Origin of the sequence: Nocardioides sp., assembly GCA_037045645.1 — a bacterium.
GTDB lineage: Bacteria > Actinomycetota > Actinomycetes > Propionibacteriales > Nocardioidaceae > Nocardioides.
Genome location: JBAOIH010000001.1, coordinates 1,041,028 through 1,063,834, shown reverse-complemented (window position 1 = coordinate 1,063,834; position 22,807 = coordinate 1,041,028). Strand labels below are relative to the sequence as shown.

23 protein-coding genes are annotated in these 22,807 nt (G+C 67.4%); 8 read left to right on the top strand and 15 right to left on the bottom strand.

The window, feature by feature from the left end; all coding sequences use genetic code 11:
• Window positions 1-78: 78 nt before the first annotated feature.
• The 9 genes from V9G04_05195 to rimP form a co-directional block, all read right to left on the bottom strand.
• Entirely contained in the window at window positions 79-315 is a 237-nt protein-coding gene (locus tag V9G04_05195) for a hypothetical protein (GenBank protein ID MEI2712694.1), read from the bottom strand.
• Window positions 316-339: 24 nt separating this feature from the next.
• A complete protein-coding gene (locus V9G04_05190) occupies window positions 340-1,302 on the bottom strand; it encodes a hypothetical protein (GenBank protein ID MEI2712693.1) in 963 nt (320 codons plus the stop codon).
• A complete protein-coding gene (locus V9G04_05185) occupies window positions 1,299-2,240 on the bottom strand; it encodes a bifunctional riboflavin kinase/FAD synthetase (GenBank protein ID MEI2712692.1) in 942 nt (313 codons plus the stop codon). Before V9G04_05185 ends, V9G04_05190 begins: the two co-directional genes overlap by 4 nt.
• Window positions 2,241-2,278: 38 nt before the next feature.
• On the bottom strand, window positions 2,279-3,166 hold the full coding sequence (gene truB / locus V9G04_05180) for a tRNA pseudouridine(55) synthase TruB (GenBank protein MEI2712691.1): 888 nt from the start codon (window positions 3,164-3,166) through the stop codon (window positions 2,279-2,281).
• The gene (rbfA, locus tag V9G04_05175) at window positions 3,153-3,614 is read right to left on the bottom strand and encodes a 30S ribosome-binding factor RbfA (GenBank protein MEI2712690.1); all 462 of its coding nucleotides are present in this window, start codon (window positions 3,612-3,614) and stop codon (window positions 3,153-3,155) included. Before rbfA ends, truB begins: the two co-directional genes overlap by 14 nt.
• 108 nt (window positions 3,615-3,722) lie before the next feature.
• The gene (infB, locus tag V9G04_05170; protein MEI2712689.1) at window positions 3,723-6,560 is read right to left on the bottom strand and encodes a translation initiation factor IF-2; all 2,838 of its coding nucleotides are present in this window, start codon (window positions 6,558-6,560) and stop codon (window positions 3,723-3,725) included.
• A gap of 95 nt (window positions 6,561-6,655) precedes the next feature.
• Complete coding sequence (locus tag V9G04_05165; protein MEI2712688.1) at window positions 6,656-6,988, bottom strand: YlxR family protein; 333 nt, start codon at window positions 6,986-6,988, stop codon at window positions 6,656-6,658.
• Between the two features lie 70 nt (window positions 6,989-7,058).
• Window positions 7,059-8,042 carry a transcription termination factor NusA gene (gene nusA, locus V9G04_05160; GenBank protein ID MEI2712687.1) on the bottom strand — a complete coding sequence of 328 codons (984 nt, stop codon included), beginning with the start codon at window positions 8,040-8,042 and terminating at the stop codon, window positions 7,059-7,061.
• Entirely contained in the window at window positions 8,042-8,521 is a 480-nt protein-coding gene (gene rimP / locus V9G04_05155; protein MEI2712686.1) for a ribosome maturation factor RimP, read from the bottom strand. Before rimP ends, nusA begins: the two co-directional genes overlap by 1 nt.
• A gap of 86 nt (window positions 8,522-8,607) precedes the next feature.
• Here rimP and V9G04_05150 point away from each other — a divergent pair, with 86 nt between their 5' ends.
• Window positions 8,608-9,117 (top strand): hypothetical protein, encoded by a 510-nt coding sequence (locus V9G04_05150; protein ID MEI2712685.1) that lies wholly within the window; start codon window positions 8,608-8,610, stop codon window positions 9,115-9,117.
• The gene (locus tag V9G04_05145; GenBank protein MEI2712684.1) at window positions 9,114-9,542 is read left to right on the top strand and encodes a ferritin-like domain-containing protein; all 429 of its coding nucleotides are present in this window, start codon (window positions 9,114-9,116) and stop codon (window positions 9,540-9,542) included. Before V9G04_05150 ends, V9G04_05145 begins: the two co-directional genes overlap by 4 nt.
• Here the strand turns inward: V9G04_05145 and V9G04_05140 are convergent.
• Entirely contained in the window at window positions 9,539-10,252 is a 714-nt protein-coding gene (locus V9G04_05140; protein ID MEI2712683.1) for an HAD family hydrolase, read from the bottom strand. The two genes, V9G04_05145 and V9G04_05140, sit on opposite strands and share 4 nt — an antisense overlap.
• A 147-nt stretch (window positions 10,253-10,399) precedes the next feature.
• On the bottom strand, window positions 10,400-12,175 hold the full coding sequence (locus tag V9G04_05135) for a proline--tRNA ligase (GenBank protein ID MEI2712682.1): 1,776 nt from the start codon (window positions 12,173-12,175) through the stop codon (window positions 10,400-10,402).
• A gap of 155 nt (window positions 12,176-12,330) precedes the next feature.
• Between V9G04_05135 and V9G04_05130 the strand changes: the two genes are divergently transcribed.
• Window positions 12,331-13,047, top strand: coding sequence for a hypothetical protein (locus tag V9G04_05130; protein MEI2712681.1), 717 nt, complete (start codon window positions 12,331-12,333; stop codon window positions 13,045-13,047).
• A gap of 69 nt (window positions 13,048-13,116) precedes the next feature.
• On the opposite strand, the gene V9G04_05125 is transcribed toward V9G04_05130, so the two are convergent.
• Complete coding sequence (locus tag V9G04_05125; protein MEI2712680.1) at window positions 13,117-13,959, bottom strand: GNAT family N-acetyltransferase; 843 nt, start codon at window positions 13,957-13,959, stop codon at window positions 13,117-13,119.
• Between the two features lie 157 nt (window positions 13,960-14,116).
• On the opposite strand from V9G04_05125, the gene V9G04_05120 reads away from it, so the two are divergent.
• Window positions 14,117-15,121: a hypothetical protein gene (locus V9G04_05120; GenBank protein MEI2712679.1), complete on the top strand. Its 1,005-nt coding sequence runs from the start codon at window positions 14,117-14,119 to the stop codon at window positions 15,119-15,121.
• On the opposite strand, the gene ispG is transcribed toward V9G04_05120, so the two are convergent.
• Genes ispG through V9G04_05105 form a run of 3 tightly spaced genes read right to left on the bottom strand, consistent with a single transcriptional unit; the run spans window position 15,108 to window position 18,789 of the window.
• The gene (gene ispG / locus V9G04_05115; protein ID MEI2712678.1) at window positions 15,108-16,262 is read right to left on the bottom strand and encodes a flavodoxin-dependent (E)-4-hydroxy-3-methylbut-2-enyl-diphosphate synthase; all 1,155 of its coding nucleotides are present in this window, start codon (window positions 16,260-16,262) and stop codon (window positions 15,108-15,110) included. The two genes, V9G04_05120 and ispG, sit on opposite strands and share 14 nt — an antisense overlap.
• A gap of 47 nt (window positions 16,263-16,309) precedes the next feature.
• Window positions 16,310-17,665, bottom strand: a complete 1,356-nt coding sequence (locus tag V9G04_05110) for a site-2 protease family protein (GenBank protein MEI2712677.1) — start codon at window positions 17,663-17,665, stop codon at window positions 16,310-16,312.
• On the bottom strand, window positions 17,665-18,789 hold the full coding sequence (locus V9G04_05105; GenBank protein MEI2712676.1) for a 1-deoxy-D-xylulose-5-phosphate reductoisomerase: 1,125 nt from the start codon (window positions 18,787-18,789) through the stop codon (window positions 17,665-17,667). Before V9G04_05105 ends, V9G04_05110 begins: the two co-directional genes overlap by 1 nt.
• Before the next feature lie 124 nt (window positions 18,790-18,913).
• Here V9G04_05105 and V9G04_05100 point away from each other — a divergent pair, with 124 nt between their 5' ends.
• Genes V9G04_05100 through V9G04_05085 form a run of 4 tightly spaced genes read left to right on the top strand, consistent with a single transcriptional unit; the run spans window position 18,914 to window position 22,761 of the window.
• Window positions 18,914-20,038 (top strand): ABC transporter substrate-binding protein, encoded by a 1,125-nt coding sequence (locus V9G04_05100; GenBank protein ID MEI2712675.1) that lies wholly within the window; start codon window positions 18,914-18,916, stop codon window positions 20,036-20,038.
• Window positions 20,039-20,042: 4 nt separating this feature from the next.
• Entirely contained in the window at window positions 20,043-20,936 is an 894-nt protein-coding gene (locus V9G04_05095; GenBank protein MEI2712674.1) for an ABC transporter permease subunit, read from the top strand.
• Window positions 20,933-21,718: an ABC transporter permease subunit gene (locus tag V9G04_05090; protein ID MEI2712673.1), complete on the top strand. Its 786-nt coding sequence runs from the start codon at window positions 20,933-20,935 to the stop codon at window positions 21,716-21,718. The genes V9G04_05095 and V9G04_05090 overlap by 4 nt, the downstream gene beginning before the upstream one ends.
• Window positions 21,718-22,761, top strand: coding sequence for an ABC transporter ATP-binding protein (locus V9G04_05085; GenBank protein ID MEI2712672.1), 1,044 nt, complete (start codon window positions 21,718-21,720; stop codon window positions 22,759-22,761). The genes V9G04_05090 and V9G04_05085 overlap by 1 nt, the downstream gene beginning before the upstream one ends.
• Window positions 22,762-22,807 lie beyond the last annotated feature (46 nt).

The window sequence follows — 22,807 nt, the reverse complement described above, 5'->3', positions numbered from 1 at the left end:
GCCGCAAGTGCTCCGCCTTTCGTCGGTCAGAGGAAGATCCTGTCGGCGTCGGCTCTCCTGGCGCAACATGAGTACGGACTACTCCCAGCGATGCTCGAACTTCACCGGCCACGGGATCAGGTCGCCATAAGCCCTCGCTATTCGGGCAGGCAGCCCTCTGCGGCGCCGGAGCATGGCCCACATCGACTGGCTCGTTTCGGTGTTGTCATTGCCGAGCACGAACGAGTCGCGTGCGAGCACGTCGCCACCGGCCGACCTGTCGCTAATGCTCGGCTTTTCCGCAGAGCAGCAGAGCAGACGCGACAGGTCGAGCACATTCCGCAGAGCACACGCGACAGGTCAGTCGGCGCGTTGGATCGCCCGATACACCTCGCGCGCGGCCAGCGCCTGCTCGGTCTCGTCCTCCAGCGACCCGAAGAACTCCTGTCGATAGGTCTCGTCGTTGACGGCCGTGACAGTGAAATAGAGCGCGGCGAACCCCGAGAGAAACACCGAGACCCGCAGGATCTCCTGGTTGAGCAGTCCCCACAGGATCGGCGTGGGCGGGTGCCCGGTCCACGACTTCACCACGTCGGCATTGATGGTGAGCATGCCGAACAGGAGGAAGAACGCCATCACTGCCAACGACAGCAGCAACACCTGGATTACCTGGGTGACCAGCATCGCGAGCACCAGGTTGGCGCGCTCCAAGCGGTCCAGTGGCTCGTCGATGCCCGGTTGTTCGTCGAGGTCGGCGTACGCCTCGAAGGGCGTCCCGGCACACGCGTCACAGACGCGCTGCCCATCAAGTTTGTCGTCATAGTGACCGACCACTTTGGCCAGCCTGGCGTACAGGAAGAGCACCGCCAGCAGCGCGAAGGTCGACACCACGCTCGCCATCGTGGAGGCGTTGAGGGTTGTGGCGACCTGCCAGACCTCGGTGTTGATGAACAGAAACGTGATGAAGACGAGCAGCATCGGCAGCGCCTTGGTCACCAGCGGATAGAGCTGCCAGAGGCTGTCGAAGGTTCGACCGATAGCCCAGCGCGTGATGCTGCCGGCCCGGAGCGCGAAGAGTGCGTACGCCAGGCACAGCACGCCGAACAACTGCGCGCCCACGGTGAAACCGACCCACGCCAACTGCTCGCCGGGGATCAGTTTGGTGGTGAGGACCCCGGCGGACACCGAGAGGAGAAAGAGCACGAGCAGTGCGGGCACCAGCCGCGGCAGGGCCAACCGCCGCCACACGGTGGCGCGTACGGGATCGGCGAAGTAGGCCAGCCCTCTGTCGACGAACCACCGCTCCTGCGGCGAGAGGGTCACGCCGGACCGCTCAAGATCTGGCGAGCTCGCGCGACATCGTCGGCCATCGCGTCCAGCAGGGATTCGACGCCGTCGAAGGCGACCATCCCGCGCAGGCGCTCGACGAACTCCACGCGAACCTCGGTGCCATAGAGCTCCAGGTCATCTCGATCGAGGGCGTACGCCTCCACTCGGCGCTTGCGGTGCCCCTCGAAGGTCGGGTTCGTGCCCACCGAGATGGCCGCCGGGAACCGCTCGCCGGTGTCGAGGCGCGTCAACCACCCGGCGTACACGCCGTCGGCCGGCGCGGCGAGCCCCGGGGTGAACGCGACGTTGGCGGTCGGATAGCCGAGTTCGCGCCCACGTTGGTCGCCACGGATCACCGGACCGGACACGGCGTACGGGCGTCCCAATGCCTCGGCGGCACCCGCCACATCTCCGGCAGCCAGGCAGTTGCGGACGTACGTCGAACTCCAGACCTGCGGCCCGCCGTCCAAAGGCACCGCCACGACCCGGAACCCGCGGTCCTCCCCCAGCGCACTCAAGGTGTTCACGTCTCCGGACGCTCGCCGACCGAACCGGAAGTTTGCCCCGACGACGACGACCACCGCACGCAGTCCGGCTACCAGGACCCGATCGACGAAGTCCGTCGGAGACCACGCCGCCATGTCGGAGTCGAAAGGCAACGCCAGAATGTGATCTGCCCCGGCCGTACGAAGGAGTCCGGCGCGCTCTGAGAGTTCGGACAGCATCACGGGCGCGTGCTCCGGGCGCAGCACCGCGAACGGATGGGGGTCGAAGGTCACCGCGACCACGTCGGTGCCGAGGGCGTCGGCCTGCGCGCGCGCCAGCGAGATCACGTGCTGGTGACCCAGATGTACGCCGTCGAAGTTGCCGATGGTCACCACGCTCGCGGCGAGGTCTGCCGGGATGTCGTCGAGGGAGCGCACGAGTTGCACGGCCGAAATCCTAGACTCCACGGCTCACCGATCCGGACTCAGCCGACGAACACTGCCACGGGACGCGCGCTGTCCGCACCGGCAGCGGCATACAACGCCAGGAACTCCCCGTCCGGTGCGAATACGGCCACAGGCGCCAGATCCGGCAAGGAGAGCGCGAGTGGGCGCCCGACGCGTACGTCGCCCGCCTGCTTCTCGTCGAGGTCGTACGACGCGAAGCTGGCCCGCGCCGCGTCCGCGATCGACAGCAGGCGGAAGTCCTCGGAAAGGTCATCGAGGGTGCTGGCCAGGGAGTCGTCGAAGCTTCCTACAGCAGTGCGACGCAGCGAGGTGAGGTGTCCACCGACACCAAGAGCCGCGCCCGCGTCGCGGGCCAATGCGCGTACGTAGGTTCCGCTGGAGCCCCGCACGGTGAACGTCACGTCGACGACATCCGCACCCAGGACGACGTCGTAGACCTCGAGGTCGTGGATCGTCACCGGACGCGCTTTGAGTACGACCTCCTCGCCGTCACGTACGCGCTGATACGCCCGCTTGCCGTCGACCTTGATGGCCGAAACGGCCGTAGGAACCTGCTCGATCTCGCCGACGAAGGCGGCGAAGGCCGCGCGTACGTCATCCTCGGAGATCGCGCTGGTGTTCGCCGTGGCCGTGATCTCACCCTCCGCGTCGTCGGTGGTCGTCGCGACACCGAGCCGGGCCGTGGCGGCGTACGCCTTCTCGGTGAGCATCAGATGACCGAGCAGGCGGGTCGCCCGGCCGACCCCGAGGACCAGTACACCCGTCGCCATCGGGTCAAGTGTGCCCGCGTGCCCGACCTTGCGGGTGCCCGCGAGTCGGCGTACGCGTGCCACCACATCGTGTGACGTGATGCCCGCGGGCTTGTCGACGATGACCAGCCCAGGACGCGGCTCAGCGTTCGTCATCGAGATCGTCGAGGTCGTCCTCGTCGTCAGCGACCTCGCGTGGCTTCTTGTAAGGGTCCTCGTCGCCGGCGTACGTGGTGCCGCGGTGGGCCGCCAACTCGTCGTCGTGGGCCTTGGCCCGCGCGAGGAGTTCTTCCATCGCGCGCGCCTCTTCGGGCACCTGGTCGGCCACGAACGTGAGCGCGGGGACGTGGCGCATGCCGAGTTGCTTGCCCACCTCGGAGCGGAGCAGCCCCTTGGCAGACTCCAGCGCGGCAGCCGTGCTGGCGATGCTCTCGTCCTCACCGAGGACCGTGTAATAGATCGTTGCCTGCTGGGTGTCGCCGGTGACGCGGACGTCGGTGACGGTCACGAAACCAAGACGAGGATCCTTGATCCTGCGCTCCAGCATCTCCGCCACGATCACCTTGATGCGATCCGCGATCTTGCGCACACGAGGATTGGCCATCGCTCGTCTTCTTTCGTGAGTGGTGTGGATGGTGTGAGGTGCCCGCGACCGGTGGACGGCCCGCGACCGCCGACAACGCAGCGCAGTGCGTGCCGGCGGTCTCGGTGGTCACGACCGTGGGATCTCCTTCATTTCGAAGGCCTCGACAATGTCGCCTTCCTTGATGTCCTGGAAGTTGCGCAGCACCAGACCACACTCGAAGCCCTCGCGGACCTCGGACGCGTCGTCCTTCTCCCGCTTGAGCGAGGCCAGGTCGAGGTTGTCCGCCACGACCGCGCCGTCGCGAATGACCCGCACCTTGGCGTTGCGGCGGATAAGACCCGACGTGACCATGCAGCCCGCGATGTTGCCGATCTTGGACGAGCGGAAGATCGCGCGGATCTCCGCCTGGCCCAGGGTCGACTCCTCGAACTCGGGCTTGAGCATGCCCTTGAGCGCGGCCTCGATCTCTTCGATGGCCTGGTAGATCACGCTGTAGTAGCGGATCTCCACGCCTTCCTTGTCGGCCAACTCCGTTGCCTTGCCCTGCGGGCGGACGTTGAAGCCGATGATGATCGCGTCGGACGCCGCGGCCAGCATCACGTTGGTCTCGGTGATCGCACCAACACCGCGATCGATCACGCGCAGCGACACCTCGTCGCCGACGTCGATCTTGGCCAGTGAGTCCTCGAGCGCCTCGACCGAACCGGACACGTCGCCCTTGAGGATGAGGTTGAGCTCCTGGCTCTCGCCCTTCTCCATGGAGGCCATGAAGTCCTCGAGCGTACGGCGTACGCGACGTTGGGCCTGGAGGGCGGCGCGCTCGCGGGCCTCACGCTTCTCGGCAATCTGGCGAGCGGTGCGGTCGTCCTCGACGACGAGGAGGTTCTGACCGGCACCCGGCACCGCGGTGAGACCGAGCACCATCGCCGGACGTGACGGGGTCGCCTCATCGATGCTGTTGCCGTGCTCGTCGAGCATGGCGCGTACGCGACCGTGGGCCGGACCGGCCACGACCGTGTCGCCCACACGCAGCGTGCCGCGCTGGATCAGGATCGTGGCGACCGGACCTCGACCGCGGTCGAGGTGCGCCTCGACGACCAGACCTTGGGCGTCCTGGTGGGGGTTGGCGCGCAAGTCCAAGGACGCGTCGGCCGTCAGCACGATCGCCTCAAGCAACTTGTCGAGGTTGAGCTGCGACTTCGCCGACACGTCGACGAACATCGTGTCGCCGCCGTACTCCTCGGGCACCAGGCCGTAGTCGGCCAGTTGACCGCGGACCTTGGTCGGGTCGGAATCGGGCTTGTCGATCTTGTTCACCGCGACCACGACCGGCACACCGGCGGCCTTGGCGTGGTTGAGCGCCTCCACCGTCTGCGGCATCACGCCATCGTCTGCCGCGACCACCAACACCGCGATGTCCGTCGCCTGCGCACCACGCGCACGCATGGCGGTGAACGCCTCGTGACCCGGGGTGTCGATGAAGGTGATCGGACGGTCTTCGCCGTCTACGTCTGCGTGCACCTGATAGGCACCGATGTGCTGGGTGATGCCACCGGCCTCCCCCTTGGCGACGTCGGCGTTGCGCAGCGAGTCGAGAAGCTTGGTCTTTCCGTGGTCGACGTGACCCATCACGGTCACCACCGGCGGGCGCACTTCGAGGTCCGCCTCGTCACCTTCGTCGGAACCGAACTCCAGGTCGAAGGACTCGAGCAGTTCGCGGTCCTCGTCCTCGGGCGAGACGACCTCGACGACGTAGTTGAGCTCCTCGCCCAGCAACTCCAAGGTCTCGTCGTTGACGGACTCGGTCGCGGTGACCATCTCGCCGAGCGAGAACAGCATCTGCACCAGCGAAGCGGCGTCGACGTTGATCTTCTCGGCGAAGTCGGTCAGGGACGAGCCGCGCGCCATGCGTACGGTCTCACCGTTGCCCTTGCGCACGCGCACGCCACCGATCGTGGGCGCTTCCATCTGCTCGAACTCTTGACGACGAGCCCGCTTGGACTTGCGGCCACGACGCGACGGACCACCAGGGCGACCGAAGGCACCCTGGGTCTGACCACGCTGACCGGGACGACCACGGCCACCGCCGGGGCCACCACCGGGGGCACCGCCACCAGGACCGCCGCCGAAGCCGCCGCGGCCGGGAGCACCCGAACCCGCCCCAGCACCGGGACGACCCGGGGCACCGCGCCCCGGAGCGCCGGGACGGCCAGGACCTGCGCCGGGACGACCGGGGCGACCGGCCGGGCCGGTGCCGAAAGCGGCTGGGGACTTGGGCATCATCGCCGGGTTGGGGCGAGGCATACCCGGGCGACCCGGTGCGCCACCCTCACGGGCGGCCGGCGGGCGCGGGATGTCTTCTGCCCCCGGCTGCGGTGCCGGTCGGCGACCCATACCTTGCGAGGAGGCAAACGGGTTGTTGCCCGGGCGCGGAGCACCAGGGCGTCCGACGGGGCGGGGCGCGGGGGGCTTGGGAGAGCCGTCCGTCTCGACCGCAGCAGCCGGTGGCGTCGCCGCAGGCGGCTCGGGCTTGCTTTCCACGACCGGCTCCGGCTGGGTCTCCACGACCGGCGCAGGCTCGGGCGTCGGCTCTGCGGCCGGTGCCTTCGGACCGGGTCGCGGACCCGGTCGCGGTCCGGCCGGCTTGGCGGGAGCGGCGGCCGGCGCAGGCGTCGGAGCGGGGGTCGGCGCAGCCGCCTGCGTGCCGGAATCAGATGCGGCATCAGACGGGGAGCCGGATGCTGCCGGCGCGGGCGCGTCGGCTGCGGCCGGGGCGGCACCTGCGGAAGCCTGCTTGGCGAGCAGGTCGTCGCCGTAAGCCTTCTTGAACTTCATCACGGCCGGCAGTTCGACACTGCTGGACGCTGTCTTCACGAACTCACCGAGCTCACCGAGGAGGCTGATCGCCTCCTTGCTGGTGATGCCGTATTCCTTGGCGAGTTCTGACACTCGGGTCTTAGCCACGTTTCTCCTTCTGGCCGACCCTCATGTCTGGGCATGTTTCGGGGCGACCGTTAGTGGGGGTGTTGCACACTCATTTCGAGGTACTCATCGAGTGCTCATGAGCTGGTGCTCCAGTCCTGGTCGGTGTTCGTTTTCGTTGACTGCGAGCGCAGGTGCTCGCCCACCGGTTCGCTGGCCAGCCCCACCTGAACCCGAAGGGCTCTGGTGAACGCCCGCCGGCGCACCGCGAGGTCGTAACACGCGCTCGTGGGATGCAGGTGCGCCCCACGACCTGGCCAGATGGCATCCGGATCGGGTACGACGGCCGGGCGGCCGAGCGCGTCCGTGCCGGCGACCACCCGCAACAACTCGCTTTTCGCGGCCCGTTCCCGACACCCGATGCAGGTCCGGACTGGCGTCCGGGCAGGGGAATCCGAGGTGCGAACCACTTGTGGCAGTCTAGCGTGTCGCGCCACGGGATATCGAACTGGTGGGCTGGGGCGCGATCGCCCCGGCGCCTCATTCGTCGATGGGGGCGGGCGCCTCGTCGGAACGGATGTCGATGCGCCAGCCGGTGAGGCGAGCCGCGAGCCGGGCGTTCTGGCCCTCCTTGCCGATCGCCAGCGAAAGCTGGAAGTCGGGTACGACAACCCGCGCCGAGCGCGCCTCGAGATCGACGATCTCGACCGAGGTCACCCGAGACGGCGAGAGTGCGTTGGCGATCAGCCGGGCGGGATCGTCGTGCCAGTCGACGATGTCGATCTTCTCGCCGTGGAGTTCGGCCATCACATTGCGTACGCGCTGACCCATCGGTCCGATGCATGCGCCCTTGGCGTTGAGCCCGTCCACGTGCGAGGTGACGGCGATCTTGGTCCGGTGCCCGGCTTCACGGGCGATGGCCGCGATCTCGACCGATCCGTCGGCGATCTCGGGGACCTCCAACGCGAACAGTTTCTTGACCAGATTGGGGTGCGTACGCGAGAGCGTGACCTGGGGACCGCGCATGCCCTTGCGCACCGAGACCACGATCGTCTTGATCCGAGTGCCGTGCTGATACCGCTCGCCGGGCACCCGCTCGCCCAAGGGCAGCAGCGCCTCCAACCGGCCGAGATCGATCATCACGTCGTCGGGATTGCGACCCTGCTGGATCGTGCCGGAGATCAGATCGCCCTCCTTGCCGGAGAACTCGCCGAACTTCACCTCGTCCTCGGCGTCCTTGAGCCGCTGCAGCATGACCTGCTTGGCGGTGGTCGCCGCGATCCGGCCGAAGTCGTCGGGAGTGTGCTCGTATTCGGCGATCTTGTTGCCCTCGTCGTCGAGTTCGGCCACGAGGACGGTCACTCGTCCGGACTTGCGGTCGAGGACGACTCGCGCCTGCGGCGAGGCGCCGGGCGTCTTGTGGTAGGCGGTAAGCAGCGCCTGCTCGATCGCCTCGACGAGGACATCGAAGGAGATCTCCTTCTCGCGCTCCAGCATCCGCAGGATGCTCAGGTCGATATCCATCAGTGGTCATCCTCCGACTTGCGGTTGAACTCGATCTGGACGAGCGCCTTGGCGATCTCGTCGTACGACACCGTGCGGCGGGTGCCCTCGACGTCGCAGGTGGCGCCGGTGTCGTCGGACTTCTCGATGCGTCCGGTGAAGGTGTCGCCCCCGGCCAAGGTCACCTTGACCAGTCGGTCGACATTGCGGCGCCAGTGCCGCGGAAGAGTGAGTGGACGGTCGATCCCGCGCGAGGTCACTTCGAGCGTGTAGGGCTGCTCCCCCATCACGTCTGACGAGTCGAGGGTGTCGGAGACCATGCGGGTGGCATCCGCGACGGTGTCGAGCGTGACTCCGCCGTCGCCGTCGACGGCGACGCGCAGGATCCGGCGTTTCCCGGCCGGCGTGATCTCGACGGCTTCGACGTCGAGACCGAGTGTGCTCAGGGGTCCGATGAGCGCTGTCTCGATCTCGTCGCGTAGTTGGTCGGCGCGCGTCATGGGTCCCTCCCTGTGCTGTTGTTCCGGCCACCCTAGCGGCCGGGGGAAGCGCAAGGTGAGACGCCCGGGATCGATAGGGTCGACGCGTGCCGCCCACCCTTCCCGTGTCTCGCCGCTCGGCGTTGCTCGGCGGACTGGCGATGCTGTCGCTCGGTACGGGTGGGTGCGAGTTCGAGCGCCCGGAGCCGAGCGCCGCGCCCACCAGTGGTGCGCCGACGACCACCAGCGAGGACGCCGATCTGGAGGTTCTGGACCAGACCCGCGCCGATCTCTTGGCTCTCGTGGCGCTGCTGCAGGACGTACGCACTCGACACCCTGGTTTGCGACGCGTGGTCGCTCCGCTGCTGCGCGCGCACCGGCAACATCTCGACGTGCTCGACGGGGCGGGACGGCCGTCGGAGACCGACCCCACGCCGGTCACTGCTGCCGGTCGGCCACGCCGGGCGTACGCCGCCGCGTTGCAAGCCGAGCAGGACCTCATCGAGGCGACGGCGCTGCGCCTTGTCGCAGTGCGCAGCGGGGAGTTCGCGCGCCTGCTCGCCGGGATCCGAGCTGGCACGGCCCAGGCGATCACCGCTCTCCGGGAGGGGCCATGACCACCGTCGACGCGTTGCAGCGCGCTCTGAGCGCTGAGCATGCGGCTTTGTATCTCTACGGCGTGCTGGGTGGGCGTACGTCCGCATCGGCGGAGCCGGCGTTGTCTGCCCAACTGGTGGAGGCGTACGACTGGCATCGTGCGCGGCGCGATTCGCTTACTGCGGTGTTGCGCTCCCTGGGCGAAACACCGGTGGCGGCCGAGGTGGCGTACGCCGTGTCAGGTCCGACCGACACTGTCGCCGGGGTGCGTTCGGTTGCGGTGGACATCGAGAACGCCTGCGCGCAGATCTGCGCCGACCTGGTGGCCAATACCGTCGGCGACCAACGATTGGCCGCGGCGGACGCCTTGCTCGACACGGGCGTACGCCTGACCACTCTCGGGGAGGCACCGACGGCGCTGCCCGGGTTGTCGGAGTACGCCTAACCGCGCCACGCCTCGATCACGTCGACGATCTCGCTCAGTTCGCGCACCACCGCATCCGGCTCGCCCTCGGTGTGGCCGCGCTGCTCATCAGGGATGTTGCTGTGCGGGATGTGGATCGCCCGCAGGCCTGCGCTTTGGGCGCCGTACACATCGTCGAAGAGTCGGTCCCCGACGTAGACGCAGCGCTCGGGGTCGGTCACTCCCACAGCGTCCATCGCGGCCCGGAAAGCCCGCTCGTCGGGCTTGGTCCACGCGATCTCGCTGGTATAGACGTCACCGTCGACCAGGTCGTAGACCCCGTCGCGCTCGAAGAAACCGACGTGCCACGCGCGCGGCCAGATCGTGTTGGAGAGCACCCCGACCTTGATGCCTTGGTTGTGCAGCCACTCCCACAACGGACGCACCTGCGGGTCGGTCGGCGTGTGGGGCTGCCAGAAGTCGAAGTACGCCTGGAGCAACTCCTCGTCGTGTTCGAGACCGGCCTCGGTGAACAGGTCCGCGATCGTGGCGCTCTGCTGGTGGTCGCGGCTGCGGCCCCAGATCACGCTGCCCGCGTTGTGCAGTCGCGCGGCATGGGCGTGGTGGTCGTCGTCGGGTGTCGGCGTGGTGATCACCGCCTGCGCCAGGGCCAGCGATTCGGCGTGGAAGTCCACGTCGTGCCATTGGGTCAAGGTGCCGCCCCAGTCGAAGATCACCGCGTCGATGCTCATGGGAGGCCAAGTTACTGCCCGGCCCGGCCCGGCGGGCCTCGGCCCGGCGGGCCTCGGCGGGGGTTGAGCGCACCGCGGTCCGCTCGACCCCCGGCGAACCGGGGGCTGAGCGGACAAAACGGGGGCTGAGCTCGCCCGACGTGGGGATCAGGTCCGCGGGAGCGCCGCGATGTGATCGGCGGCTTCGGCCACGGAGACCTCCGTACGCTCCCCCGACTTGCGGTCGCGCACCTCGACGTTGCCGTCGGCCAGGCCGCGGCCGACCGTGACGATCGTCGGCACGCCGAGCAACTCGGCGTCCTTGAACTTCACACCCGGAGACACCTTGCCGGCACGATCGTCGTAAATCACCGTCAGGCCGCGGGCGACGAGTTCGGCAGAGAGCTTCTCGGCCGCCTCGAACATCGCGGCGTCCTTGCCTGCCGCGACCACGTGTACGTCGGCGGGCGCGATCTCGCGCGGCCAGCACAATCCCAGCTCGTCGTGGGTGTTCTCCGCGATCGCGGCGACCGCACGTGACGGGCCGATGCCGTACGACCCCATGGTCACCGTCACGAGCTTGCCGTTCTCGTCGAGCACCTGAAGCCCGAGGGCGTCGGCGTACTTGCGACCCAATTGGAAGATGTGGCCCATCTCGATGCCGCGCGCGGTATGCAGGGTGCCCCCCAATTCCGACCAGCACCGCGGGCACTCGTCACCCTCGCGCACGTCCGCGGCCTCGATGGTGCCGTCGGGAGTGAAGTCGCGCCCGACCACGACGTCGAGGGCGTGCTGACCGGGAGCGTTGGCGCCGGTGACCCAATGGCTGCCCGTCACGAGTCGGGGATCCACCAGGAAGCGGATGCCTGAGACCGACTCGCTGCCGAGCGCAGTGGGTCCGATATAGCCCTTCACCAAGGTCGGGTGCTTGCGCATCTCGGCCTCGTCCATCGCCTCGACCTCGATGGGTTCGAGTTGGCCCTCGAGTCGCTTGAGATCGATCTCGCGGTCGCCGGGAACACCGATGGCCAGCGGCTCACGGGTGCCGTCGGGGTGCTTGAGCATCACCAGCACGTTCTTCAACGTGTCCGCGGCCTCCCACGCACGATCCTCGCGGGGGAAATTCGTGTTCAGCAGATTGACCAACGACTCGATCGTGGGCGAGTCGGGCGTGTCTTCGGCGTGCATCGCGGGAACGTCGTCGTACGCCATCTCCGCAGGCGGGCGCACCTGCACCGCCTCGACGTTGGCGGCGTAGTCGCAGTTGCTGCACCGAACGTACGTGTCCTCACCGACCGAGGCGGTCGCCAGGAACTCCTCACTCGCCGAGCCGCCCATCGCCCCCGAGGTCGCCTTCACGATCACGTAGTCGAAGCCCAGCCGGTCGAAGATCCGGACGTACGCCTCGCGGTGCGCCTGATAGGAGGCGTCGAGACCCTCGTCGCTGACGTCGAAGGAGTAGGAGTCCTTCATCACGAACTCGCGACCACGCAGCAGACCCGCGCGGGGGCGTGCTTCGTCGCGGTACTTGGTCTGGATCTGATAGATCCACAGCGGCAGGTCCTTGTAGGACGAATAGAGGTCCTTGACCGCGAGGGTGAACATCTCCTCGTGCGTGGGCCCGAGCAGGTAGTCGGCACCCTTGCGGTCCTTGAGCCGGAAGATGTTGGGGCCGTAGTCGGTCCAGCGGCCCGTTGCCTCATAGGGCTCCTTGGGCAGCAGCGCGGGGAACGACACTTCCTGGGCCCCGATGTTGTCCATCTCGTCACGGATGATCTGCTCGATGTTGCGCAGCACGCGCAGCCCGAGCGGCAGCCAGGTGTACATGCCAGGTGACGTACGCCGGATGTAGCCCGCGCGGACCAGGAGCTTGTGCGAGGGCACCTCCGCGTCGTTCGGGTCGTCGCGCAAGGTGCGCACGAACAACTGGGACATCCGGAGCATGCGAGCAGTCACGGGCGCAAGGCTAACTGCGGCGGCACCGACAGATCGAACGGGATTCCTCGGCCAGCGCCGTTTAACCACGCGGGCAGCAGGCAATGAAGCACACAGGCCCTCTCAACGAGGCGCCCCGATGCTCACGCAAGTCAGGAGACTCCATGCGCAAGTTCACCGCCGCCGTCGCCGCGACCATGGTCGCGGCCGCTCTCACCGGCCCGGTCCTCATCTCGGGTGGCGCGAATGCCGCTCCCACGACCGGGACCGCCGCGAAGGCGAAGGCCACCAGTTCACTGTCGTTCGCCCGCGGCTACCAGCACTACCAGCAGTTGCCTGACAAGGGCGTGTTCAAGACCAAGGCCACCAAGAAGGGCAAGGTCGTCCTCTCGGCCAACGGCAAGAAGTTCGCCGTCAAGAAGCTCAAGAAGGGCAAGGCGAAGTTCAAGTTGCCCACGGAGCTGGCCGTCGGCAAGTACCGGATCAAGGCCAAGGTCAAGGGCAAGAAGATCTCGGCGAAGAAGAAGTTCACCGTCTACAGCGGTGGCATCCAGCCCAACGCCACGGCCTTCACCTACTCCATGAGCACAGGCGAGCTGTTCAACTACAGCGGCACCGTGACCTGGAAGGGCAAGCCGGGCAGCACCGGTGGTTGGGTCGACATCTACAAGGCGCCGTACACCAAGGGCATCTCCGGTCCTGACTACCTGTGCATGGACGCCATCGAGGAGGGTGGCACGTTCGACTTCACCTATAAGAGCTGCTTCACCGACTTCGTGCCGGGCACGTACGAGGTCCGCGCGTTCTACACCCCGACCGCAGGCTCGTCGGCCGACGACTACCTGATCGGCACTCCGATCACGGTGACGATCGTTCCCTGATCACCTTCGACCCGAGGGGGCGGCTCCGGTTTCGACCGGGGCCGTCCCCTTTGTGGTGAGCAGGTGCGCTCAGAACATCACGGTCGCGAAGGTTGCGGTCTGCCGGAACCCGACCCGTTCGTACGCCCGTCGCGCGCCGATGTTCCAGTCGTTGACATACAGCGACACGACCGGGGCGATGTCTCGCCGGACGAGTCTGGCTACCGCCGCCATTCCCGCCGTGGCCAGCCCCCGACCGCGCAGGTCCTCGGGCACGTACACCCCCTGGATCTGCGCCGCATGGGTGCTGACGCTGCCGATCTCGGCCTTGAACACGAGCCGACCGTCTTCATAGCGCGCGAAGGACCACCCTCGGCTGATCAGCTGGCGTACGCGGGCCCGATACAGCTCACGCGTGCCTTGAAGCTCCGGCGAGACCCCGACCTCCTCGGTGTACATCGCGACGCAGGCCGGATAGAGCTGGTCGAAATCCTCCGGGACACTGCGCCGCACGAGCGGATCTGGCGCGACGAGGGGGTCCGCAGCGAGTTCGAGGTGGGGCTGGACCCAACGCTCCTCCCGCGGCGAGAGCCAGGTAGGTGCGACCTCGTCCCAGAATGCTCGTACGACGGGCTCACGGCCGAAGATCGTCGAGACCTGGCTGGGCTGGCGTCGCAGCCACCGGCCGAAGACGCGCGCCGCCTCCGGCGAACAGGACACCGGCACCAGGTTGGCACCGACATGCATCGCGGCCCCGAGGGTGCCGTCGAGGTCGCGTAGCCCCAGCACCTTGCCACCGAGCCACCGTGGCTCGAGGTTGGTGGTGCGGGCGCGGTATTCGGCGAACACGTTGACCACCGGGTCGCGCTGGGTGAGCACGAGGAAGTCCGCCACGTCGGCTCGGTCGAGCACGCGTACGCCCCTGGAGGTCATCGTCTCCACGTGGGCGACCTTAGTCGGGGACGCGAAAGAAATGTGGGCGCGAGAGGCAACCTCATGTCCCCGTGCGGCGTAATGCTGGTAGAAGGTCCCTGGACCGTGCCAGGGCTGCCCGCGCCACCTATCTTCGGGAGTTGTTCAGATGATCCGGATGCCCCTCACTCGTCGCCGAGTCACCGCGGTGACGGCGCTTGCGGCCGTGACGTTCATGGGTACGGCAGCCGTGGCGGCGGCACCGCTCGTCGACCTCGACTTCGCACAACTCGACAAGGGCGCCGCGCCCGCAGTGCCGTACGTGTCGGGCCGGACCCTTGTCGACGGCGACACCCGGATCACCCTGCCCCGCAACGGCACCTACCTGGGGGCGGCAGGCGCCGACCACATCGTGCTGACCAGCACCGACCAGGGCAGTGTGGACATCCGCCGGGTCACCCCGACCGGAACACAGACCGTGATCGCGACCGGAGACGACCTCTATCAAGCCGACCTCAGCGAGGACGGCGCCCACCTGCTACGTCAGCGGGCGGGGCGCAACCGCACCCGTGTCGTGGTGCTCGACACCGCCACCGGCGCGGAAGTGGCCCGCAAGCGATTCGCGATCCCGTACGCCTCCGTCGAGACGGCTGCCGGAGACCGGGTGCTGCTGACCGCCTGGGGATCCGAAGTCGTCGGGACGTGGGAGTGGACGATCTCGACCGACGCCGTGCGCAGGGTGAGCAAGCTGCCCGCCTATTGGGCGAACCTGACCCAGGACCGGATGGCGGTATTCACCAAGGACGTCTACGACGGTGGCTGCTCTCGACTGGTGCCGGTCAGTGCCCCGAAGCAGACCATCTGGAAGTCGTGCACCGACGCGATCGTCACGATGTCGCCCAACGGTCGACGCGTGGCCACCATGCACCTGATGGCTGACGGGCTCGGCCCCGGTCGGATCTCGGTACACACCGCCAAGGGCCGGTTGAAGGCGTCCTACGACGCCCCGCTGGTGTTCGGCACCGTGCGCTGGGAGTCCGACAAGGCGCTGCTCCTGGAGACCATCGGTCGCAAGAAGCAGGCACTCGTACGCTGCGTGGGCACGACCTGTGACCGGGCGACACCCTTCACGAAGTCGACTGTCTACCGCCAGCCGCTGCGGTTGCCGTTCAGCCGACCGTGACCTCGGCGCCGGCGCCCTCGACCGACTCCATCTCCTCGGCGATCCGCATCGCCTCTTCGATCAGGGTCTCCACGATCTGCGACTCGGGCACGGTCTTGATGACCTCGCCCTTGACGAAGATCTGACCCTTTCCGTTGCCCGATGCCACGCCCAGGTCGGCCTCCCGGGCCTCGCCGGGACCGTTGACGACGCAGCCCATCACCGCCACCCGAAGCGGGACCTCCATCCCCTCCAAGCCCGCGGTGACCTGCTCGGCCAGCGTGTAGACGTCGACCTGAGCTCGTCCGCAACTGGGGCAGGACACGATCTCGAGTTTGCGCTCACGCAGGTTGAGGCTCTGCAGGATCTGCAGACCGACCTTGACCTCCTCGACCGGGGGCGCGCTGAGAGAGACGCGGATGGTGTCGCCGATGCCTTGGCTGAGCAGGGCACCGAAGGCCACACTCGACTTGATCGTGCCTTGGAAGGCCGGACCCGCCTCGGTGACGCCCAGGTGCAGCGGCCAGTCGCCTGCCTCGGCGAGCAGTTCGTACGCCCGGACCATCACCACGGGGTCGTTGTGCTTGACCGAGATCTTGAAGTCGTGGAAGTCGTGCTCCTCGAACAGGCTGGCCTCCCAGACCGCCGACTCGACCAGGGCCTCCGGGGTGGCCTTGCCGTACTTCTCCATCAGGCGCTTGTCCAGCGATCCGGCGTTGACGCCGATCCGGATGGAGGTGCCGTGGTCCTTGGCGGCCTTGGCGATCTCCTTGACCTGGTCGTCGAATCTCTTGATGTTGCCCGGGTTGACGCGTACGGCAGCGCAACCGGCCTCGATGGCCGCGAACACGTACTTCGGCTGGAAGTGGATGTCGGCGATCACCGGGATCTGGCTCTTCTTGGCGATCGCGGGAAGCGCCTCGGCGTCGTCGGCACTCGGGCAGGCCACCCGGACGATGTCGCAACCTGCGGCGGTGAGTTCGGCGATCTGCTGCAAGGTGCTGTTGACGTCGGCGGTCAACGTGGTGGTCATCGACTGCACCGAGATCTGGTGGTCGCTGCCGACCCCGACCGACCCCACCTGGATCTGCCTGGTCTGGCGACGCGGCGCGAGGACCGGGGGCGGGAGTGCGGGCATGCCAAGACCGACGGACGTACTCATGTCTCCAGCGTATCCGGGGGCGCCGACTTCACCGGAATGGCGAAGCGTCAGCCGAGTTGGACGGGGACCACCAGGTCGCCCACGATCAGGACCACACCCATCACCAGCAGCAGCCCCGCGACGACGTATGCCGCCGGGAGCAGTTTGGCCACATCGACGTAGCCGGGGTCGGGACGGCGTCGCAACTTGGCGAAACCTCGGCGTACGGCCTCATAGAGCGCACCCGCGATGTGGCCGCCGTCGAGTGGCAGCAGCGGCAAGAAGTTGAACAGGCCGATGAAGAGGTTGAAGCCGCCCACCAGCATCGCCAGCGTCACGAGTTTGTCCGAGACGCCGATCTGGTCCGCCGAGGCGACCTCACCGGCGATCCGGCCGCCACCGACAACGCTGACCGGGCTGTCGATCGCACGCTCCTCGACACCGACGATGGCCAACCCGACATGCCAGACCTTCACGGGCAGAGTCGCGAGCGCCTTGACGCTCTCGACCGTCATGGTGCCCATCCGATCGAGGGTGAAGAGCGGACCGCCCTTCTCCACCTCGACGTGACTGGTCGGCGTCACGCCCAGGAAGCCGACCTGAGTCAGATCCAGGTTGGTATCGGACGTGGGGCGGGCCTGCACGGTGGTGTTGGTGGTGCCCTCACGCGCCTGGCCGTTGCGCTCATAGCCGATCACGGCGCGCCCGTCGGCGTTGTCGCGGATCAGCTCACGCAACTGGTCCCAGGAGTTGGTGGCGGTGCCGTTGAAGGAGGTGACCACGTCCCCGGGACGCAGACCCGCCTCGTACGCCGGGGTGGGCGGGTCGTCGGGAGTGCACGAGCGGTTGCTCTCGGCGTACGGCAGCACGCACCGCGACACCGTCTCGATAACGGGGCGTCCTGCATCGGGTTGCAAGGACCGCTCGCCGTAGAGCGCGAAGACACCCCAGAAGACGAAGAACGCGATCAAGATGTTGGTGGTCGGGCCGCCCGCCATCACGACGACCTTCTTCCACCACGACATCTTGTAGAACAAGCGGGGCTCGTCCTCGGGCCTGATGTGCTCCCACTCGGCGTCGCGCGCGTCGGCGACCAACTGGCCGAACATGCCGGTATTGGATTCGCGAAGGAGCAGGTTGCCGTCCTCGTCGCGTGCGGGTACGCCGGCGCGCTGGTCGCGCTTCTCCGGCGGCAGCATCCCGACGATCTTCACGTACCCACCGAGCGGGACGCCCTTGATGCCGTATTCGGTCTCCCCCACCTTCTTCGACCACACCGTCGGGCCGAAGCCGACGAAGTATTGGGTGACCTTGCCCCCGAACTTCTTGGCCGGGATCATGTGGCCGAGTTCGTGAATTCCGATCGAGGCCAAGATGGCGAAGACGAAAGCGAGCACCCCGAGGGTGTAGAGCAGGGCGGTCATCAGGTTCCTTGGGTGAGCAGGCGGTCCGCCTCGGCGCGGGCCCAGGCATCGGCGGCCAGGACGTCGTCGACGGTGAGGTCCCGCGCCGAGCGTACGTCGTCGGTGGCTGTCGAGGCGGCCTCTTCGTGCGCGTCCAGCGCGGCGGCGACGGTCGGCACGATGTCGACGAAGCGGGCCCGGCCGTCCACGAAGGCCTGTACGCACACCTCGTTGGCGGCGTTGTACACCGCCGGCGCGGTGCCACCCAGCGTTCCGGCGCGACGGGCTTGGGCGACTGCGGGGAACGCCTCGTCGTCAAGGGGGTAGAAGTCCCACCGCTGGTGGGTGGTCCAGTCGACGGCGGGCGCCGCGTCGGGGACGCGGTCGGGCCAGGCCAGACCGAGCGCGATCGGGATCAGCATGGTCGGCGGACTGGCCTGGGCCAACGTCGACCCGTCGAAGAACTCCACCATCGAGTGCACCACGCTCGTGGGATGCACCACGACCTCGATCCGGTCGTACGACAGCCCGAACAGCAGGTGCGCCTCGATCACCTCCAGGCCCTTGTTGACCAAGGTCGCGGAGTTGATCGTCACGACCGGGCCCATCGCCCAGGTCGGGTGCGCCAGCGCCTGGTCAAGGGTTACGTCGAGGAGTTGGTCCCTCGTACGACCACGAAACGGCCCACCCGAGGCGGTGAGGACGAGCTTGCGTACCTCCTCGGCGCGACCTGCGCGTAGGCACTGCGCGAGCGCACTGTGCTCGGAGTCGACCGGGACGATCTGTCCCTCGGCGGCCTTGGAGGTCACGACGGAGCCGCCGATGATCAGCGACTCCTTGTTCGCCAGCGCCAAGACGTTGCCCGCTTCTAGCGCCGCAATGGTGGGCCGCAGCCCGACCGCGCCGGTGATGCCGTTGAGCACGGTATGCACGTCCAGACCTGCAGCCTCGACCGAGCCTTCCTCCCCCAGCCCGGAATACGACGGCGCGAATTCGGCCACCTGCTGCTCGAAGAGTTCGAGGTTGCCGCCACCCGCGGTCAGGCCGACGACCCGGAAGCGGTCTGGGTTGGCACGGACCAGGTCCAGGGCTTGCGTTCCGATGGAGCCGGTTGAACCGAGAACGACGAGATCGCGACGAGTCACCCCCAGATTGTCACCGATTCGTTGCCATCCCGCTCCCTGGGTTCTGCACCACAACGGGCCGAGACGGGCTAGTTTTCGGGTGCCACGCGTTCCTTGCGCGGCTAATTCCACTCTGGAGGCGATTGTGAAGACCCGTCGGATGCTGGCCGCACTGGCCAGCGCGACCCTGATGCTCTCCCTGGCGGCCTGCGCGGCGCCGGAGAAGGAGCGAGACACCAAGACCGAGTCGGGCGTCGACTCCGCCAAGGCCACGTCGGCCGAGGACTTCGGTGGCATGGACGAGCTCGTCAAGGCCGCTCAGGAGGAGGGCAAGCTCAACGTCATCGCCCTGCCGCCGGACTGGGCCAACTACGGCGAGATCATCGAGACCTTCTCGAAGAAGTACGACATCGAGGTCGAGTCGCAGCAGCCGACCGCCGCCTCTCAGGACGAGATCAACGCCGCAGAGCAGAACAAGGGCAAGGACACCGCGCCCGACGTCTTCGACCTCGGCCAGTCGGTGGCGCTGGCGAACACCGACATGTACGCGCCGTACAAGGTGGAGACGTTCGACGAGATCCCGGCGCAGTTCAAGGACGAGAACGGCCTGTGGGTCAACGACTACGGCGGCTACATGGCCATCGGCTACGACTCCGCGAAGGTTCCGGACATCACCTCGGTCAAGGACCTGCTGAAGCCGGAATTCAAGGGCAAGGTCGCGCTCAATGGTGACCCGACCCAGGCCGGTGCGGCCTTCTCCGGTGTGATGATGGCTTCGATCGCCAACGGCGGTTCGGCCGACGACATCGCGCCCGGTGTGAAGTTCTTCAAGCAGCTCAAGAAGGCGGGCAACTTCCTGACGGTCGACCCTGACACGGCCACCATCGAGCAGGGCACCACCCCGGTCGTCATCGACTGGGACTACCTGGGTGCTGCTGCGGCGGCCAATGTCGACACGTGGAAGACCATCGTCCCGAAGGAGTCGGTCATCGCCGGCTACTACTTCCAGGCCATCAACGCCGACGCACCGCACCCGGCTGCCGCACGGTTGTGGCAGGAGTTCCTCTACAGCGACGAGGGCCAGAACCTCTGGCTCAAGGGCGGCGCTCGCCCCGTTCGCGGTGACGCGATGGCCGAGGCCGGCACGATCGACCAGAAGCTCTGGGACGCACTCCCGGCCGTCGAGGGCGAGCCGGTGATCCCGACCAACGAGCAGACCGCTACCGCCGGAGAGTTCCTCGCGGCCAACTGGTCGAAGGCGATCAAGTAGTCACATGACGACGACGAGCGTGCAGCAGTCCGGTCGAGGATCCGCGGTCAGCGGACTCCTCGGTCGGCTGCTGCCGCTCGTCCCGTTCTTCTTGTTCCTCACGATCTTCTTGATCGTGCCGACGGTCACGGTCGCGATCGGCGCCTTCCAAGACGCCGAGACCGGGGCCTTCACCACCGCCAACATCCGCGCGCTCAGCAGCGACGCGGCGCTGTCGGCGCTCAAAGGCTCGCTGATCCTCTCCGCGAGCACCGCCCTGATCGGTGCCTTCCTCGGCGCCCTGCTGTCGTACCTGATCGTCTCGGCCGGACCCGACAGCTTCCTCAAGCGGATCACGCTGTCGATCTCCGGTGTGCTGGCGCAGTTCGGCGGCGTCGTGCTCGCATTCGCGTGGATCGCCACCATCGGCCCCGTCGGCCTGATCACCGCATGGGTCCTGGAGCAGAGCGACTTCAACATCTTCGGCAGCGGCTGGCTCTTCTCCCTGCCGGGTCTGATCGTCGTCTATGTCTATTTCCAGATCCCCCTGATGGTGATCGTCTTCACCCCAGCCCTCGACGGTCTGCGTCAGGAGTGGCGCGAGGCTGCGGTCAACCTCGGCGCCAACAACTGGCAATACTGGCGGCACGTGGGCATTCCGCTGCTCACCCCCGCCTTCCTGGGCTCGCTGCTGCTGTTGTTCGCCAACGCTTTCGCGGCGTACGCCACCGCGGCGGTCCTGGTCTCCCAGGGCCAGCCGATCGTGCCGTTGCTGATCCGGCAGGCGATCACCAGTGAGGTGCTGCTGACGGGTCGCAACTTCGGCTTCGCGCTCGCGCTCGAGATGATCGTCGTGGTCGCGATCGTGATGGCGGGGTACGCCCTGCTGCTGCGCCGCGCCGGGAGGTGGATGAAGTGACCCACTCGACCGGCTTTCGGGTCGTACGCGCGCTCTTGCTGGCCGCCTTCGCGGCATACTTCTTCGTGCCACTGCTGGCGCTGCTCGACTTCAGCCTCCAGGCCCGCGGCACCGCCGAAGGACGCACGCTGGACGCCTGGCAGTTCATGATCACCGACCGCAACCTGCGCTCCTCGATCATCGCCTCACTGCTGCTGGCGCTGCTCACGGTGGTCGGGATGGTCGTACTGCTCGTGCCCACGATGATCTGGATCCGCTTGCGGGTGCCCAAGGTCAACCGGCTGGTCGAGTTCTTGTGTCTGCTCCCGCTCACGATCCCGGCGCTGGTGATCGTCGTGGGCATCAAGAACGTCTACGACTGGGTCTACTACCTGCTCGGCGGCTCACCCCTGACGCTGACGTTTGCGTACATCATCTTGGTGCTGCCCTACTCCTATCGCGCCGTCGACACCGCGCTTGCCGCGATCGACGTGACGACCTTGGCCGAAGCCGCGCGCTCACTCGGCGCCGGCTGGTTGACCGTGATCACCCGCATCGTGATGCCCAACATCATCAGCGGCGTGCTGTCGGCCGCCTTCATCTCGGTGGCGTTGGTGATGGGTGAGTACGTCTTCAGTTCGCTGCTGCTCTTCGACACCTTGCCGGTCGAGATGGTGGCGGTCTACAAGCAGTACCCGCAGGCCTCGATGGCTGCCGCGCTGGCGTCGATGGCTCTGGTCGCGTTCTTGCTGCTCCTGCTCACGCTCGCCGACCAGCGTCGCCGGCACCAGAAGGGATCCTGATGACCGACTCCACGTTGGGCCTCGCAGTCGAACTGACCGACCTCACTCGGGTGTACGGCCCCGTCCGCGCACTCGACGGCCTCACGCTGCACATGGAGCCCGGCGAACTCATCGCGCTGCTCGGCCCGTCGGGTTGCGGCAAGACCACCGCGCTGCGGATCCTCGCCGGCCTCGACACCGCGACCTCGGGCACCGTGTCGGTGGGCGGGCGCGATCTGACCCGGGTGCCGGCCAACAAGCGTGACATGGGGATGGTCTTCCAGGCGTACTCGCTCTTCCCCCACATGACGGTGATCGACAATGTGGCCTTCGGGTTGAAACTGCGCGGGCAGGACGGTGCCGCGCGGCGCAAGCGTGCGGGCGAGATGCTGGAACTCGTCGGGCTCAACCAGCACGCCGACCGCTATGCCCACCAACTCTCCGGCGGCCAGCAGCAGCGCGTCGCCTTGGCTCGTGCGCTGGCGATCGAGCCGTCGGTGTTGCTGCTTGACGAGCCGCTGTCGGCGCTGGATGCGAAGGTGCGGGCTCAACTGCGTGACGAGATCCGGCGGGTGCAGTTGGAGATCGGCACGACGACCCTCTTCGTCACCCACGATCAAGAAGAAGCCCTCGCCGTCGCCGATCGGGTCGGCGTGATGAGCGCGGGTCGTCTCGAGCAACTCGCTCCCCCGGCCGAGCTCTATGCCCAGCCGGCCACCGCGTTCGTCGCCGAGTTCGTGGGGCTGCACAACAAGTTGCCAGCCACCGTGTCCGGTGGTGTGGCGAGCGTCTTGGGCAGCCAGGTCCCGGCGCTGGACGGATCGGTCGCTTCAGGAGTCGCGATGGTGCGCCCCGAAGCGATCACGTTGGAGGCCGCTCCCGACGGTCCGGCCACGGTGGCTTCCGTCGGCTTCCTCGGGCCGATCTCGCGGGTGTACGCCGATCTCGGCGACGGTCAGCACGTGATGTGCCAGATGCGTTCCTCGCTGGCCAACAAACTCTCCCCCGGCGATCGGGTTCGAGTCACCCTCGACCCGAGCCCGGTGCTGGTCGTCGACGCCTGACGAATGCCATCGGCGCCGTGACCGCCATCCGCGAAGGTGGGAGCGT

Coding starts and splice junctions, on each gene's coding strand:
- truB (MEI2712691.1), bottom strand. CDS start 3,166: ATGACGAACGCTGAGCCGCGTCCTGGGCTGGTCATCGTCGACAAGCCC.
- rbfA (MEI2712690.1), bottom strand. CDS start 3,614: ATGGCCAATCCTCGTGTGCGCAAGATCGCGGATCGCATCAAGGTGATC.
- nusA (MEI2712687.1), bottom strand. CDS start 8,042: ATGGATATCGACCTGAGCATCCTGCGGATGCTGGAGCGCGAGAAGGAG.
- rimP (MEI2712686.1), bottom strand. CDS start 8,521: ATGACGCGCGCCGACCAACTACGCGACGAGATCGAGACAGCGCTCATC.
- V9G04_05145 (MEI2712684.1), top strand. CDS start 9,114: ATGACCACCGTCGACGCGTTGCAGCGCGCTCTGAGCGCTGAGCATGCG.
- V9G04_05140 (MEI2712683.1), bottom strand. CDS start 10,252: ATGAGCATCGACGCGGTGATCTTCGACTGGGGCGGCACCTTGACCCAA.
- V9G04_05135 (MEI2712682.1), bottom strand. CDS start 12,175: ATGCTCCGGATGTCCCAGTTGTTCGTGCGCACCTTGCGCGACGACCCG.
- V9G04_05130 (MEI2712681.1), top strand. CDS start 12,331: ATGCGCAAGTTCACCGCCGCCGTCGCCGCGACCATGGTCGCGGCCGCT.
- V9G04_05125 (MEI2712680.1), bottom strand. CDS start 13,959: ATGACCTCCAGGGGCGTACGCGTGCTCGACCGAGCCGACGTGGCGGAC.
- V9G04_05120 (MEI2712679.1), top strand. CDS start 14,117: ATGCCCCTCACTCGTCGCCGAGTCACCGCGGTGACGGCGCTTGCGGCC.
- ispG (MEI2712678.1), bottom strand. CDS start 16,262: ATGAGTACGTCCGTCGGTCTTGGCATGCCCGCACTCCCGCCCCCGGTC.
- V9G04_05110 (MEI2712677.1), bottom strand. CDS start 17,665: ATGACCGCCCTGCTCTACACCCTCGGGGTGCTCGCTTTCGTCTTCGCC.
- V9G04_05095 (MEI2712674.1), top strand. CDS start 20,043: ATGACGACGACGAGCGTGCAGCAGTCCGGTCGAGGATCCGCGGTCAGC.
- V9G04_05085 (MEI2712672.1), top strand. CDS start 21,718: ATGACCGACTCCACGTTGGGCCTCGCAGTCGAACTGACCGACCTCACT.